Origin of the sequence: Streptomyces sp. NBC_00873 (genome assembly GCF_045207415.1) — a bacterium.
Lineage (GTDB): Bacteria > Actinomycetota > Actinomycetes > Streptomycetales > Streptomycetaceae > Streptomyces.
Window position 1 is genome coordinate 2721826 of the sequence record NZ_CP108803.1, and the last position, 15332, is coordinate 2737157.

15 protein-coding genes and 1 pseudogene are annotated in these 15332 nt (G+C 69.5%); 10 read left to right on the forward strand and 6 right to left on the reverse strand.

The window, feature by feature from the left end:
- Nucleotides 1-213 precede the first annotated feature (213 nt).
- The 8 genes from OH809_RS12190 (at nucleotide 214) to OH809_RS12225 (ending at nucleotide 6480) form a co-directional block, all read left to right on the forward strand.
- Nucleotides 214-999: an amino acid ABC transporter ATP-binding protein gene (locus OH809_RS12190; protein WP_406422367.1), complete on the forward strand. Its 786-nt coding sequence runs from the start codon at nucleotides 214-216 to the stop codon at nucleotides 997-999.
- 59 nt (nucleotides 1000-1058) lie between these two features.
- Nucleotides 1059-1901: a glutamate ABC transporter substrate-binding protein gene (locus tag OH809_RS12195; RefSeq protein WP_406422366.1), complete on the forward strand. Its 843-nt coding sequence runs from the start codon at nucleotides 1059-1061 to the stop codon at nucleotides 1899-1901.
- A 75-nt stretch (nucleotides 1902-1976) separates the two neighbouring features.
- Nucleotides 1977-2642 (forward strand): amino acid ABC transporter permease, encoded by a 666-nt coding sequence (locus OH809_RS12200; protein ID WP_406422365.1) that lies wholly within the window; start codon nucleotides 1977-1979, stop codon nucleotides 2640-2642.
- The gene (locus OH809_RS12205) at nucleotides 2639-3538 is read left to right on the forward strand and encodes an amino acid ABC transporter permease (RefSeq protein ID WP_266980808.1); all 900 of its coding nucleotides are present in this window, start codon (nucleotides 2639-2641) and stop codon (nucleotides 3536-3538) included. Before OH809_RS12200 ends, OH809_RS12205 begins: the two co-directional genes overlap by 4 nt.
- Nucleotides 3539-3714: 176 nt before the next feature.
- Nucleotides 3715-5331, forward strand: a complete 1617-nt coding sequence (locus OH809_RS12210) for an FAD-dependent monooxygenase (RefSeq protein WP_406515096.1) — start codon at nucleotides 3715-3717, stop codon at nucleotides 5329-5331.
- A gap of 48 nt (nucleotides 5332-5379) precedes the next feature.
- Nucleotides 5380-5451, forward strand: a complete 72-nt coding sequence (locus tag OH809_RS12215) for a putative leader peptide (protein WP_309544753.1) — start codon at nucleotides 5380-5382, stop codon at nucleotides 5449-5451.
- Nucleotides 5420-6076 carry a cysteine dioxygenase gene (locus OH809_RS12220; RefSeq protein ID WP_406422363.1) on the forward strand — a complete coding sequence of 219 codons (657 nt, stop codon included), beginning with the start codon at nucleotides 5420-5422 and terminating at the stop codon, nucleotides 6074-6076. Before OH809_RS12215 ends, OH809_RS12220 begins: the two co-directional genes overlap by 32 nt.
- A complete protein-coding gene (locus OH809_RS12225; protein WP_406422362.1) occupies nucleotides 6073-6480 on the forward strand; it encodes a rhodanese-like domain-containing protein in 408 nt (135 codons plus the stop codon). The genes OH809_RS12220 and OH809_RS12225 overlap by 4 nt, the downstream gene beginning before the upstream one ends.
- A gap of 56 nt (nucleotides 6481-6536) precedes the next feature.
- Here OH809_RS12225 and OH809_RS12230 read toward each other — a convergent pair.
- Nucleotides 6537-9103, reverse strand: a pseudogene (locus OH809_RS12230) (FtsX-like permease family protein).
- Nucleotides 9100-9711, reverse strand: a complete 612-nt coding sequence (locus OH809_RS12235; protein WP_406422360.1) for an ArsR/SmtB family transcription factor — start codon at nucleotides 9709-9711, stop codon at nucleotides 9100-9102. The pseudogene OH809_RS12230 and the gene OH809_RS12235 overlap by 4 nt, the downstream one beginning before the upstream one ends.
- A gap of 230 nt (nucleotides 9712-9941) precedes the next feature.
- Between OH809_RS12235 and OH809_RS12240 the strand changes: the two genes are divergently transcribed.
- The gene (locus tag OH809_RS12240; protein WP_406422359.1) at nucleotides 9942-10565 is read left to right on the forward strand and encodes a hypothetical protein; all 624 of its coding nucleotides are present in this window, start codon (nucleotides 9942-9944) and stop codon (nucleotides 10563-10565) included.
- Between the two features lie 146 nt (nucleotides 10566-10711).
- Here OH809_RS12240 and recX read toward each other — a convergent pair whose 3' ends face one another.
- From recX to OH809_RS12260, 4 genes are all read right to left on the reverse strand, one after another.
- The gene (gene recX / locus OH809_RS12245) at nucleotides 10712-11440 is read right to left on the reverse strand and encodes a recombination regulator RecX (RefSeq protein WP_406422358.1); all 729 of its coding nucleotides are present in this window, start codon (nucleotides 11438-11440) and stop codon (nucleotides 10712-10714) included.
- Between the two features lie 3 nt (nucleotides 11441-11443).
- A complete protein-coding gene (recA, locus tag OH809_RS12250; protein WP_406422357.1) occupies nucleotides 11444-12574 on the reverse strand; it encodes a recombinase RecA in 1131 nt (376 codons plus the stop codon).
- 187 nt (nucleotides 12575-12761) lie between these two features.
- Nucleotides 12762-13931 (reverse strand): AI-2E family transporter, encoded by a 1170-nt coding sequence (locus OH809_RS12255; protein WP_406422356.1) that lies wholly within the window; start codon nucleotides 13929-13931, stop codon nucleotides 12762-12764.
- Nucleotides 13932-14114: 183 nt separating this feature from the next.
- On the reverse strand, nucleotides 14115-14309 hold the full coding sequence (locus OH809_RS12260; RefSeq protein WP_037701444.1) for a DUF3046 domain-containing protein: 195 nt from the start codon (nucleotides 14307-14309) through the stop codon (nucleotides 14115-14117).
- A 79-nt stretch (nucleotides 14310-14388) separates the two neighbouring features.
- Here OH809_RS12260 and OH809_RS12265 point away from each other — a divergent pair, with 79 nt between their 5' ends.
- On the forward strand, nucleotides 14389-15303 hold the full coding sequence (locus tag OH809_RS12265) for a hypothetical protein (protein WP_406422355.1): 915 nt from the start codon (nucleotides 14389-14391) through the stop codon (nucleotides 15301-15303).
- Nucleotides 15304-15332: the final 29 nt, after the last annotated feature.

Consider the following 15332-nt stretch of genomic DNA (forward strand, 5'->3'; position numbering starts at 1 on the left):
GATGACCGGTACGCCAGTCAAGGGCCCTCCTCTTACATCGGGGTTTCCGTTATGCACCCGGTACGCCCCCGGTACCTCTCCCGCCGTCCCGTTCACGCGGAGTGTCCGGTTGCGGCCGGATCGTTATGCTCAATTTCCGCTCAGATGTAATGACGGTGGTCGCACTGCGTCACTAAGGTCCTTCCCAACCGAGGAGGACGGAGCAAGAAGCCGATGAGCGGAGTTTCAGTGACCAAGGCCGCCGAGGATGCCGTACCCGCGGCGAACGACCTTGTCGTACTGAGCAACGTCAACAAGCACTTCGGCGCGCTGCATGTGCTCCAGGACATCGACCTGACCATCGCCCGGGGCGAGGTCGTGGTTGTGATCGGGCCTTCCGGGTCCGGAAAGTCCACGCTGTGCCGCACGATCAACCGCTTGGAGACGATCGACTCGGGCGCGATATCGATCGACGGCAAGCCGTTGCCCCAGGAGGGCAAGGAGCTGGCCAGGCTGCGTGCCGATGTCGGCATGGTCTTCCAGTCGTTCAATCTCTTCGCGCACAAGACGGTGCTCGAAAACGTGATGCTGGGGCAGCTCAAGGTCCGCAAGGCGGACAAGACGGCTGCCGAGGAGAAGGCGCGTTCGCTGCTCGACCGGGTGGGCGTGGCGACGCAGGCCGACAAGTACCCCTCGCAGCTCTCCGGAGGCCAGCAGCAACGTGTGGCCATCGCACGGGCGTTGGCGATGGGCCCCAAGGTCATGCTCTTCGACGAGCCGACGTCCGCGCTCGACCCGGAGATGATCAATGAGGTGCTGGAAGTCATGCAGCAGCTCGCCCGGGACGGCATGACCATGGTCGTCGTCACCCACGAAATGGGCTTCGCGCGCTCGGCGGCCAACCGTGTCGTCTTCATGGCGGACGGGAAGATCGTCGAAGAGGCAACGCCCGACCAGTTCTTCAGCAACCCGCGCAGTGACCGGGCCAAGGACTTCCTTTCGAAGATCCTGCACCACTGATTTCCGGATCAGCTGTTCACTCACATCACGTCATCGCGTCAACTCTAGGGAAGTTCACCATGCAGCTTCGTAAGGTCACCGCCGCATCGGCCGCCGTGCTCGCGCTCGCCCTCACCGCCACCGCCTGTGGCTCCTCCGACGACAAGGGCGGCGACTCGGCCGGCGGCGGCAAGAAGATCGCCATCGGCATCAAGATCGACCAGCCCGGTATCGGTCTGAAGACGCCCGACGGCAAGTACACCGGTTTCGACGTCGATGTCGCCACGTACATCGCCAAGGAACTCGGTTACGACGCCAAGGACATCACCTTCAAGGAGACCAAGAGCGCCGACCGCGAGACGGCGATCGAGCGCGGGGACGTCAAGTTCATCGCCGCCTCCTACTCGATCAACGACGAGCGTCTGCAGAAGGTCGACTTCGCCGGCCCGTACCTGCTGGCGCACCAGGACATCCTGGTCCGTGCCGACGACGACTCGTTCAAGTCCCCGGCCGACCTGAACAGCAAGAACCTGTGCTCGGTGACCGGCTCGACCTCGGCGCAGAACGTCCATGACAAGCTGGCTCCGAAGGCCCAGCTCCAGGAGTACGGCGGCTACTCGGAGTGCCTCACCGGTCTGGAGAACAAGGCCGTCGACGCGCTGACCACCGACGACAGCATCCTGGCCGGCTTCGCCTCGCAGAAGGACTTCCAGGGGAAGTTCAAGCTGGCCGGCTTCAAGATGAGCAACGAGAACTACGGCATCGGCCTGAAGAAGGGTGACGCCGACCTCAAGAAGAAGATCAACGACGCGCTCACCAAGATGGTCTCGGACGGCTCCTGGGACAAGGCGGTGACGGCCAACTTCGGTCCGGCGAACTACAAGAACGAGCCCGCCCCGAAGATCGGCAACATCGTCAAGTGAAGCAGGGCTGACGAGGCGCGCCGTCCGTGAACGGCGGCGCGCCATGCCCTCCTACACGCGGAAGCGCGGGAGATCGTGTTCGACTTTCTTGAAGGTTACGACCTGCTGGGGGCCTTCTGGGTGACGGTGCAACTCGCCGTCTACTCCGCCCTCGGCTCCCTCATATGGGGAACGCTGCTGGCCGGCATGAAGGTCAGCCCAGTCCCCCTGATGCGCGGTTTCGCCACCGCCTATGTGAACGTGGTCCGGAACGTTCCGCTGACCGTGATCATCGTGTTCTCGTCGCTGGGCCTCTTCCAGACCCTGAACATCAAGCTCGGCGCGAGCGATTTCAAGGACATCAACTTCCGGCTCGCGGTGCTCGCGCTGGTCGTCTACACCTCCGCGTTCGTCTGTGAGGCGCTCCGGTCGGGCATCAACACCGTGCCGGTCGGCCAGGCGGAGGCGGCGCGCGCCCTCGGACTGAGCTTCACCCAGGTACTGCGGCTGATCATCCTCCCGCAGGCCTTCCGCTCGGTCGTCAACCCGCTGGCCAATGTTCTGATCGCGCTCACGAAGAACACCACGGTCGCCGCCGCGATCGGCGTGGCCGAAGCCGCATACCTGATGAAGGGCATGATCGAGAAGGAGGCGCAGCTGATCCTGATCTCCGCCGTCTTCGCGTTCGGATTCATCTGTCTGACCCTCCCGACCGGCCTGATCCTCGGCTGGGTGAGCAAGAAGGTGGCGGTGAAGCGATGACTTCCGTCCTCTATGACGCCCAGGGGCCGCGCGCCAAGCAGCGCAACATCGTCTACACGGTCCTGTTCCTGCTCGTCGCCGCTGCCGTCGTGTGGTGGGTGTACGACGGCCTGGCTGCCAAGCACCAGCTCGACTGGATCAAGTGGAAGCCGTTCTTCACCAGCTCCCAGCCCTGGCAGACCTACATCTGGCCGGGTCTGCAGAACACCCTGAAGGCAGCGGCGTTCGCCCTGGTCATCGCGCTGCCGCTGGGTGCCCTGTTCGGCATCGGCCGGCTCTCGGATCACCGGTGGGTGCGGATGCCGGCCGGCGTGGTCGTGGAGTTCTTCCGCGCCATCCCGGTGCTGATCCTGATGATCACTGCGAACGCGGCGTACTCCGAGTACACGACTATCAGCAGCGACTCCCGCCCGATGTACGCCGTGGTCACGGGTCTGGTGCTGTACAACGCCTCGGTGCTCGCCGAGATCGTGCGGGCCGGGATCCAGTCCCTCCCCAACGGACAGACGGACGCGGCCAAGGCGATCGGTATGCGCAAGGGCCAGACCATGCTGTACGTGCTGCTGCCGCAGTCCGTGACGGCCATGCTGCCCGCGATCGTCAGCCAGATCGTCGTCATCGTGAAGGACACCGCCCTCGGCGGCGCGGTGCTGACCTTCCCCGAGCTTCTGGCATCGGTCCGTCCGATGAGCGCGAACTACGGTGCGAACACCATCGCGTGCTTCACAATCGTCGCTCTGATCTACATCGTGGTGAACTTCGCGCTCACCTCGTTCGCGGGCTGGCTGGAGGGTCGGCTGCGGCGCGGCAAGAAGAGCACGGGCGCCGCACCCGCCGGTGGTCTGGAGACCATCGGTGCGCCGGCGCTCATCATCGATGACGGACGCGCCGTCTGACGGTTCGTCGGCAATCTCTGCGCAGGGGCGCCGGTGCATGCACCGGCGCCCTTCGCCGCGCTCGGGTGTCACTTGACGCAAGCACCGGCAGTGGGTTGCATACGTTCTGTGATCGCCGACCGAGCCCCCGCTTCCGCTTCCACTCCTCCGACCGCACGGGCCCAGGGAGTCGCGCCGTGGACCCGGTGATCGTCGTCGGCGCCGGGCCCGTCGGCCTGACGCTGTCGCTCGCCCTCGCCGCGCAGGGCGTTCCCTCCGTCGTCCTCGACGAGGACCCGGGGCGGGACGAGACCCGTCCCGCCCGGACGGTGGTGCTGCGCGAGGACACCGCGGCCCTGGTGGAGCGGCTCGGGTACAAGGCGCTCCGGGACGAGGGCGCCCACTGGACGGGCTGGCGCTCCATGCGCCGCAAGCAGCTGGTACGCGAACTGCGCCTCGGCGAGGACTCCCCGCACGGTGATCCGCTCCCGGCCCCGCTCCATCTGCCCCAGCACGCCCTGATGCGCGGACTGCGGGCAGCGGTCGCCGGGCAGGAGCTGGTACACATGGCGCCGCTCAGCCGGATCGACACCCTTGAGCAGGATCCGGCAGGGGTCACGGTGCACACCAGGGAACCCGATTCGACCTGGTGGCGCGGGAGTTACCTGGTCGGCTGCGACGGCGCCAGATCCACCGTCCGCAAGCTCCTGGACATCAGGTTCCCGGGGCGCACAGCGGTGGAGCGGCACGCCGTCGCCGCGCTGCGCACCGATCTGCCCTGGCCCGGCGAGGCCGTGCTGCACCGGCTGCCGCCGTGGCGTACCGGAGGCGCCGAGGTCACCGCGCGCCCGCTGCCGGACGGTGCGTGGCGGCTGGACTGGCTGCTCCCGCCACGCGGCGAGCTCGTCACCCCCGACGCCCTGATCACCCGGGTGCGGGACACTCTCGCGGGCTGGTGCGGCGGCGAGACCCCGCCGTACGAACTGCTGGACACGGGCGTGTACACGCTGCATCACCGGCTGGCCCGGCGCTGGCGGGTCGAGCGGGCCTTCCTTGCCGGGGACGCCGCCCATCTGCTCGGTGCACTCGGTACGCAGGGGCTCGACGAAGGGCTGCGGGACGCCGAGAACCTGGCCTGGAAGCTGGCGCAGGCCTGGCATCACGGCGCCTCCGAGGTGCTGCTCGACAGCTACCAGGCGGAGCGCCGGGCCGCGGTCGCCTCCCGTCTGCGCGCGGCGGACCAGTCGCTGCCGATACTGCGCGGCGGCGGAGGGCTACGGAGCATCGTCCCCGGGAGCGCACGGGGGCACGATTCACTGCTCGCCGACGGTCACCTGGGGTGCGGCCCACTGGGTGCGCCCCCTTCGTACTCGCACTCCCCCCTTGCGCCTGCGTACGCAGAGGCGCACACATCGGTGGGTACGCCCCCGGGCGCGCCGGTCGACGATGTACGGGTGACGGCGCCCGACGGCACGACCGTACGGCTGCGCGAGCGGCTGGGGCGGGGCCGTCTGCTGGTCGTTCTGATCGCTCCGGGGACTGGGGTGTGGGACCGGCGCCACTGGTTGACCGCGGGGGTGATGCCCCGGCTCGTCGAGTCGGTCGACGCCCTGCCGGTGAGGGGGGAGCTGCTGGTGACCGAGGCCTACCCGGGTGCCCCGGCCCATACCGTGCTGCTGATCAGGCCGGACGGGCATCTGGTGGCATCGTTCGGCGGGGTCCGGCCCGCGGAACTTTTCGCGGCGGCGGACGCGGTGCGCGGCGGTGCGCCACGTGGCTCTGTACGCTCCGACCGGACCGCGGACATCAATTGACCCCCGCGGACAGCACATGGTGTACTCCGAAATGTGACCGACACCGATGTGCGCCTGTGGCGGAGGGTCCATATGGACCTCGTCCGCTATGCGGGCTGCGTGTGTCGCCCGTCCTGCTGAATCGCCTCTCCCTGCCGCGGCGTCCGCTCTGTCGCACGCGGGGCATCACGCGCGAACTCTCAGGACGGTTCCTGTGTCTGGCTTTCCCCCACCTTCTCTACGCACGCCTTCTGCCGGCCCGGACTCCGGTGCCGGTCCGACGGCTGCGGAACTGCTCGACTTCGTCCGTCGTACGGCGGCGGACGCCGGTCTGATCGCCTCGCTCCCCCTCGATCCTGAGGGCCGCACCTGGATCCGGCTCGACGGACCCGGCGGCAGCGAGGCCTGGCTGATCGGCTGGCCGCCGCGCACCGGCACCGGCTGGCACGACCACGCCGACTCGATCGGCGCCTTCACCACCGCGGCCGGCACGCTCACGGAGCATTCGCTCGCGGCCAGGCTGCCCGCCTCCGGCTGGAAAACCCTCGAACTGGCCGAAGGCGTCGACCGGTCCCGGCAGTTGACGACCGGCCGGGGCAGGGCGTTCGGCCGACACCATGTGCACGAGGTGCTGAACGAATCCGGCACCGTGCACGCGGTCTCGGTCCATGCGTACTATCCGCCGCTGCCGCAGATCCGGCGCTACAGCCGTACCGGTGCGCTACTCCGTCTTGAGCACGTCGAACGCCCGGAGGACTGGCAGTGAGCGACGAGCGCAACAACGGTGGGGAGCGGGTGGGGATCGACGAACTGCTGGAGCAGGTCCGGGCCGGATACGACCGCATCGGTCCGCACGAGGCGATCGCCGCCGCAGCGGACGGCGCCCTGTTGGTGGACATACGTTACGCGGCGCTGCGCGAGCGGGACGGCCTGATTCCGGGGGCACTAGTCGTCGAGCGCAACGAGCTGGAGTGGCGGCTCGACCCGCAGGGCAGCCATCGCGCGCCGGAGGCGGTCAGCCACGACCTGCGGGTGGTGGTGGTCTGCAACGAGGGGTACGCGTCGAGTCTCGCGGTCGCGTCCCTGAGGCAGCTGGGGCTGCGCAGGGCGACGGATCTGATCGGCGGGTTCCAGGCCTGGCGGGCGGCGGGGCTGCCGGTCGGCGCCTGACCGGTGGCCGGCCGCGCTGCGCCCCGCGCTGTTGCGCCCGCCACCGGCCGGCGGTGTCACTGCCTGGACGTCGCCACCTCCACCGGGCTGACCTTGAGTGCCACCCGGCCGGGCAGCGTCGAGGCGACGAGTGCCAGCAGTGCGGCTGCGCCCACCACTGTCGCGTACACCGACGGCAGGACGGTGGGCGCCGCACTGCCGGTCATGCCGATGCTGAAGGCGGTCAGCACGGCGAGGGCGATGCCGGTGCCGAGGACGGCGGCGATCAGCAGAACCGACAGGGCTTCGATACGGAGCATGCGCAGAACCTGGCGTCGAGTGGCACCGGCCAGCCGGAGCATGGCGAACTCCCGGATGCGCTCGGACACCGACATGGCGAGGGTGTTGACGACCGCGATCGCGGTGAAGGCGAGGACCAGGCCCATAGCCAGATAGTTGACCTCTGCGTTCTGCTGCTGCCGGTCCACCCGGAGCCGGTCGGCGGTGGCAGGGGCGAGCACGGCGATGCCGGGGAACTTCTGCAGTGCGGCGGTGAGCCGGCTGCGGTCGCTGTCTCCGGCGACCAGGACCGTGGCGGCGAGGGGGTTGTCCATGTGACGGGCGACCAGATCGTGAGGCAGGGTCAGATCGCCGAAACCGAGGCCGCGGGTGTAGACCGCGGCGACGGTGAGGGTGGTGGGTGTGCCGTCGCCGAGATGCACTGCCAGCTCGCTGCCGGCGTGCAGCCCCAGCTGTTCGGCGGCGAGTTCACTGATCGCGGCGGTGCCGGAACGGGCGGCGAAATCGGCGAGCGAGCCGCTGGTCACCTCGGGGTCCCAGGTGTGGGCGAGACCGGCCTGGGTGACGCCCTGAGCCGTGAACTTCTCGAGGCCGACCCTGACCGTGGTCCGTACGACCTCGGTGGCGGCCGTCACGCCCTGCGTCCTGCGCACGGTCTCGGCGGCGGCGGACGGGACTCCGGGCCCCTGGGAGGAGAGGACCCAGGTGGCACGGGTTCCTTCGCGGCGCGGGCGGCGTCCCCGAGGGTCGGCTGGACGAAGAGAACCGTGCAGGTCATCGCGATGAGAAGGGTGAGCGGGGTGACGATGGCGGCCATGCGGGTGGAGTTTCCACGGATGTTCGCGGTGGCGAGAGTGCCCCCGGAACCGGCCGGCCGGAGCGGGCCCGCGAGCAGTGCCGCCGCCACCTTGACGAGAAGCGGTCCGAGTAGCGACACGGCCGTGGCCAGTACCACGACGGCCAGGAAGGTGACGGGGGTCGAGGCCGCTTCGGTGCGCAGGCTGCCGAGTACGGCAACGAGCGCTCCGCCGCCCGCGAGCAGCACCAGACCTGCGACGATCCGGACCGTGGCCGGCCGCTCGCGCTCGACCGTGGACTCGGCCATGGCTTCGGCAGGGCGGATACGGGCGATCCTGCGGCCTGAGATCCTGGCGGCTGCCCAGGCGCCGAGGAGGGTGACGGCGACGGCGACGAAGACCGGGAAGATGCCCGTGGTGCGTTCCAGCGACGGCGGGATCGCACCCATATCGATAAATCGACTGTGGAGCCAGCCGGCGAGCGGCAGTCCGGCGAGCGAGCCCAGCGCGCCGGCCACGGCCCCGACGACCAGCGCCTCACGCCCGAGAAGACGGCGGACCTGGCGCGGTGTGGCGGCGATGGCGCGCAGCAGGGCCAGTTCTCGGTGGCGCTGCTGGATGGAGAGCGCAAAGGTGCCGACGACCACGAGGATCGCGACGAGGAGTGAGGTGCCACCCATCGCACCGCCCATGGAAACGAGCTTGATCCGGGCGCCCGCGGCATCCAGGAACTCGACGGGGCCACGGTCGTCGCCTGTGGAGACCTGCGCGCTGGTGCCCCTGAGCGCCTGCTCCACCTGCCGCTTCAGCCGGTCGAGGTCCGTGCCCGGCGCGGGCACCACACCGAGGGCGGTGACCTGGCCGGGACGGGCGGAGAGGCGGGCGGCCTCGGCACCGGAGAAGAAGAGGGAGGTCTGCTGCCGGAGGTCGCCGCGGTGGGCCGGGGCCGCGACACCGCTGATGCGGTACGGGCGGGGAGCGCCGGTGGACTGCACGGTGAGCCGGTTGCCGGGCTTGAGGCCGGTCCGCTCGGCGAGACCCCGGTCGATCACCACGTCGTCGGCGGAGACGGGGGGACGGCCTGCGGTGAGAGCGAAGGGCGTGAGGGAGGCGGAGGCCCAGGAGTGTCCGTACGAGGGCGTGGAGGATGTGGCGGGCTTGGCGGCAAGCCTGCCGGTGGACTGGGCAACGGGCACGGCGAGGAAGGTGAGTTCGGGGACCACCTTGCGTACACCGTCCACGTTCCGGATCTGGTCCGCGGTGGCTGCGGGGAGCCAGGCGCGCTCAGCGACGGGTTTCGCCTTGTGCTTGACCTTCGTCTTCCCGTTGCCCTTGAGCTTGACGGTGGTCCGGTGGACATTCTGGTCGGCGGAGACGATGAGCGGAGCCGCGGCATAGCGCTCGATCGCGATCCTGCCGCGCAGGCCGGTCTCCAGGAGCGTGCCGCAGGCGGTGACAAGGGCAGCGGCGCACATCAGAGCCAGCAGGGCGCCGAGGAACCCGCCCTTGCGGTCTCGAATCGTCTGCAGGGCGTAGCGCAGCATCATGATGCGTCCGTCTCTCTCATGTGGTTGTCGGCCGCAAGGGGCGGGGCCGGGAAGGCGAGCAGCCGGGTGTGGACCGTGCGGGCGCCCGGCGGAGTGTCGGCGTCGGACCGCTTGTAGCGGTTCATGAGGGCGATGTACTCCTCGAAGAACGCGCGGAGCTCGGGGAGCGTGAGCCGGATGGCGCCGCGCGAGTACGGGAACGCGTCGGCCCACTCGCCCCGTTCGCCGCTGTCGCGCTGAAGCTGCTCGACGAGAGCGAGGTCGGCGGCGTATGCATGGCGGTTCAGCTCGTCCATGGCGAGCCGCACCTCGGGGCTCTGGCGGGACCGGGGCGGGAAGCGCCGGTCGCCGGGAACGGCCCGCCACCACCTCGCCCGGCGGCCGGCGGGCTCCTCGGCCGGAATGTCCTCCACGAAGCCGTACCTGGCCAGTTCGCGCAGGTGGTAGCTGGTGGCCCCGGTGTTCAGCCCGAGGGCGCGGGCAAGGATCGCGGACGTCGCGGGGCCGTGGAGGGTGAGGTGCTGAAGGATCTGCTGCCGCCTCGGCTGTGCGAGCGCTCCGAGAGCGGCCAGCTCTGTGATGTCGGTGCCACCGGACTTCTCTGCCATGCGTCACACAGTGCTCTGTGCACAGATGCCTGGGCACTGGAGCGCGTCGGCGTCTTCGTACGGGGGTTTTCCCCCGGCAGTCGCTGTCCCGACTCCCCTCGGAACCGCTCCGGAACCGACTGGGATCCGACCCCACACGCACCCGAATGGCTCACCCCGGTGGAGAACATTCATCACAAGACAGACATTCACCTCATACAAGGGACCGCTATGACGGAGATGCCACGCAGATGCCGACCACCGCCCTCACCCCCGACCAGCTCGACCGTCAGGCCGCCCGCCTCCACGACACGGAGGCCTGGCAGCAGATCGTCACGGGCTGGGACATCACCGTCCCCGAACCGGGGCGTTCCGCCTCACCCGGCTCCGTGCCGCATTCGGCCGACTGGCGCGATCTGCTGTCCGTGCCCGTCGACCAGCTGATCGCCGACTCGGTCCGCTCCGTGCCCCCGGACGCCCCGCGCGAGCGCCCCCTCCCCGGGCGCCTCGGCGCGATCCTCCCCGATCGGTTCCACAGCTGGCGCCGCATCGGGCAGCCCGAACTGCGGCCCTCCACCCACCTCGCCTACGCGCGGCAGATCCTGACCGAGTGGGGCTGGCAGAACACTCCGTACCGGCTGCGGAACGCCCGCGGCGCCCGGTGCGTCTGCGGTGCCCTTCTCACCGCACATCGCCTGGGCTACGGCTCCCTCGACACCGTGGACCGGGCCGGCGCCTGGATCGTCGCCGAGCTCCGCTCGCAGGGCTGGACCGACCTGATCGGCCCCTGGAACCGACACCCCAGCCGCACCGCGGCGGATGCTGTGGCCCTGCTGGAGGCCACCATCCGCCGCGCCTCACATGCCGGACAGTGACCGCCGCGCCTCCCGCGACCCGCAGCAACCCCCGGCGTGCACACCGTCACCGTGCACGCCCACTGCGCTCAACGCCCGCGCCGTGTGCATCCGCTGCGTGCACGCCCCCTGTGTGCGCAGCCCTGCACATCCCGATAGGGACGCCGTCAGAACGGCTCGTCCAGGCCTTCCGTGTCCTCGCCCTCTGCTTCGAGTGCCTGGCGCACCACGCGCAGGGCCGTCCCCTCCCCGTACCCCTTGCGCGCGAGCATGCCCGCAAGGCGGCGCAGCCGCTTCTCGCGGTCCAGTCCGCGAGTGGAGCGGAGTTTGCGCGCGACGAGCTCGCGGGCCGTTTCCTCCTCCTGCTCGGAGTCGAGCTGCCCGACGGCCTCGTCGATCACCGCCGAGTCCACCCCCTTGGTCCGCAGCTCTCGGACGAGAGCGCGGCGGGCCAGCCCTCGGCCGTGGTGCCGGGACTCCACCCAGGCGTCCGCGAACGCCGCATCGTCGATCAGCCCAACGTCCTCGAAACGCGACAGCACCTCTTCGGCCGCCTCGTCCGGGATCTCCCGTTTACGCAACGCATCCGCAAGCTGCTTGCGGGTGCGCGGAGTCCCGGTGAGCAGCCGCAGACAGATATTGCGCGCCTGCTCGACCGGGTCTCGCGGCTCCCCCTTCTCGGCCCTCGACGAGGAAGGGGAGCCGCTGTTCCTGGAGCGGGAGCGGGCACGACGGTCCGCGCCCTCGCCGAATCGCCCGCCCGAGCCGGTGCCGTGACCGGGACCGGCCTCCGGCCCGTATGCGGACTCGGACGCGGAATCGGTCGTGCGCCCGGCGGCTCCTGGGCCGGGACCGGCGCCGACAGCGCTGTCCGGCCACTCCGTACGACGCGTCACGGTCTAGCTCTTGGCCGCCGCAGCCTTGGCCGGCTTGGCCTTGCCGGCCGGAGCGGGCACCGACTTCGCGCCGTCGGCCGGAGCCGCAGCGCCGCCCGCCGCGTCCGCACCGGGCTCGACACCCAGAGCCGCGTCCGGCCTGACGCCGATGCCCAGCTTTTCGAGAATCTTCTTCTCGATCTCGTTGGCGAGGTCGGGGTTGTCCTTGAGGAAGTTACGGGCGTTCTCCTTGCCCTGGCCGAGCTGGTCGCCCTCGTACGTGTACCAGGCGCCCGCCTTGCGCACGAAGCCGTGCTCCACGCCCATGTCGATCAGACCGCCCTCGCGGCTGATGCCCTGGCCGTAGAGGATGTCGAACTCGGCCTGCTTGAACGGCGGCGCGACCTTGTTCTTCACGACCTTGACGCGGGTGCGGTTGCCGACCGCGTCGGTGCCGTCCTTCAGCGTCTCGATGCGGCGGATGTCGAGGCGCACCGATGCGTAGAACTTCAGCGCCCGGCCACCGGTCGTGGTCTCCGGGGAGCCGAACATCACACCGATCTTCTCGCGGAGCTGGTTGATGAAGATCGCGGTGGTCTTGGACTGGTTGAGCGCGCTGGTGATCTTGCGGAGCGCCTGGCTCATCAGACGGGCCTGCAGACCCACGTGCGAGTCACCCATCTCACCCTCGATTTCCGCACGCGGCACGAGCGCTGCGACGGAGTCGATGACGATCAGGTCGAGAGCGCCCGAGCGGACCAGCATGTCCACGATCTCGAGCGCCTGCTCACCGTTGTCCGGCTGGGACAGGATGAGGCTGTCGATGTCGACGCCGAGCTTCTTCGCGTACTCGGGGTCGAGGGCGTGCTCCGCGTCGATGAAGGCCACCGAGCCGCCGAGCCGCTGTGCATTCGCCACCGCGTGCAGCGTCAGCGTCGTCTTGCCGGAGGACTCCGGTCCGTACACCTCCACCACACGGCCGCGCGGCAGTCCGCCGACGCCGAGGGCGACGTCGAGGGCGGTCGACCCGGTGGGGATCACCTCGATGGGCTCGTTCGGCCGCTCACCGAGGCGCATCACCGCGCCCTTGCCGAATTGCCGTTCAATCTGTGCGAGTGCGGCGTCCAGCGCCTTCTCGCGGTCGGTTCCTGCCATGGGTTCCACCCGATTTGCTTGAGTCGATCGCTTCACGTCAAAAACGCTAACCCCTGCCACTGACAATGGGCCTCGACGTCCTCCCGGCCTGTGGACAACTCCACGGTCGGGCCCGGGAAAACCCGGCCGGAATCCCATGAGAATGGATGTTCGATTTCAGTGTCAAGCACACCGCCCGGTTGCCGTTTCAGGCCCGCGGGTCCGGGACGTTCGGCCGCTCGGCATCCGCGTCACCGTCGTTCCCCGGAGCCCTGGTCGTCACGCGCCGCAGCCGTGGGAGCACCGACTCCCCGCGCCGCCACAGATGCCGGCCGTGCACCCGAGGGTCGTCCGTCACGTCGTAGCGCTTCACATAGGCACCGAGGAATGCCTGCAGCGTGGCGACGGCCGGGATCGCGATGAGCGCGCCCACGGCGCCCATCAGAGCCGTACCGGTGATGACCGAGCCGAAGGCGACCGCCGGATGGATGTCCACGGTTTTCGAGGTGAGCTTGGGCTGCAGCGCATAGTTCTCGAACTGCTGGTAGATCACGACGAATCCGAGCACCCACAGGGCGTACCAGGGGTCGACGGTGAACGCGATCAGCATCGGCAGGGCGCCCGCCAGATACGTGCCGATCGTGGGAATGAACTGCGAGACGAGGCCGACCCAGACCGCGAGCGCCGGGGCGTACGGCACACCGAGGATCACCAGCAGGATGTAGTGCGCGATCCCGGAGATGAGCGCCATCAGTCCGCGCGAGTAGAGATAACCGCCGGTCTTGTCGACCGCGATCTCCCAGGCCCTCAGCACTTCGGCCTGCCTGGCGGGCGGCAGCACGGAGCACAGGGCGCGGCGCAGCCGGGGACCGTCGGCCGCGAAGTAGAACGAGAACAGGAAAATCGTCAGCAGCCGGAAGAGCCCGCCGAGCACTGTGGTCGAGACGTCGAGCACACCGGTCGCGCTGTTCTGGACGTACTTCTGCAGCCAGTCGGAGTGCAGCAGGCTGTCCTGAACCTCGACCCGGGAGAGATCGGTGTTGAAATTCTGGTTGATCCAGTTGATCACCGAGTCGAGGTACTTGGGGAACTCCTCGACCATGTCGACGATCTGGCCCGCGAGCATGGAGCCGAGCAGCACGACGAACCCGGCCCCGGCGATCAGCACCACGAGGAAGACCAGGAAGGTGGCCAGACCGCGGCGCACACCGCGCGCCGACATCCGGCTCACCGCAGGCTCTATGGCGAGCGCCAGGAAGAAGGCGATCAGGATATTGATCAACAGCACGATGAGCTGATCGAACGCCCAACTGCCGAGCCGGAAGCAGGCGTAGAGCGCCAGGGCGAGAACCATGGCTCGCGGCAGCCATGCGGGCATTCGGGCCGACCCGCTGCCGGAAGGCGGGGTCGATGGCGCGGCCGGCGGGACGGGCGGGGTCAGGGCCGGCTGGGTCTGGGCTGTCTCGTCTGTCGGTGCCACGGATCCAGTCTCGCCTACGGCTGTGACAGCCGGCCGCCCACCCCGGGAACAGCTGAGGTCCAGCGGTGGGCGGGCACGGCGTCAGCGCTTGTCGGCGGGAATGCCGACCGCCGTGCAGACACCGCGCCAGACGTCCTTCGCTTCCCAGCCCTCGGCCAGCGCCTGGTGCACCGTACGCCCGCCGAGCTCGGCCATCACATGGTCGCGCGCAAAGGAGTCGGCGTACCCCGCACCGAAGTGGTCCGCCATCCGTTCCCAGAAAATCGTCAACCGCATGCCTTCAGTATCCCGCTCCTGAGAGTGCAGCCGGGCCGCTACGCCTCGTCGAGAGCGCTTACCGGCCTACGGTCGGTCCATGGCCGGAACAGGAGCAAGCCCCCTCAAGCGTGCCGAGCAGTTCATCTGGCTCACGGCCCGCGTCCTCGAACAGCGGCGGTTCGCCCATCACTTCCTGGGCGGGAGCGCGGACGCGGTGGAGACCGCGCTCGCCGCCTATCTCAATGAGGACGACGGATACGGTCACGCACTCGAACCGGATCTGCGGGGCCCTGTCAGCCAGCCGCTGCACACGGCCCATGCGCTCAGTGTCCTGGACTCCATCGGGCGCTGCAGCGGCCTGCGGGTGGAGCGGATCTGCCGCTTCCTCACCGATGTGTCGACCACGGAGGGGGCACTGCCCGCGCTTCTCCCCTCGCAGCGCGGCTATCCGGCCGCGCCGTTCATCCCGATCGTCGACGACCCTCCGGCCCAGTTGCTGGCCACCGGCCCCGTCGTCGGACTGCTGCACCGCAACGCGGTGTGGCACGCCTGGCTGTTCCGGGCCACGGACTTCTGCTGGGCGGCGGTCGACGCTCTGGAGAAGTCGCATCCGTACGAGATCGAAGCCGCGGTCGCCTTCCTCGACGGTGCTCCGGACCAGGCACGGGCGGAGGCCGCGGCGGACCGCCTCGGGCGGCTGGTACGGGAACAGCGGCTGGCCGTACTGGATCCGGAGCGGCGTGCGGAGTACCCGGTGGCGGCCGGCTACGCACCGGGCGAGCAGCATTTCCCGTACGACTACGCCCGCACTCCCGAATCGCTCGCCCGCCGCTGGTTCACCGACGAGGAGCTGGAACGCTCGCTCGACCATCTGGCGGCGGAGCAGCAGGCGGACGGCGGCTGGCCGGTGAACTGGCGGCAGTGGGCACCGGGCACCGCCCTGGAGGGCCGCCCCCTGGTGACGCTGAAGGCGCTGCTGACGCTGCGGGCCCACGGCCGCAGCCTCGGCTGAGACCGGGCGGCGCGGTCGCTTCCGACCCC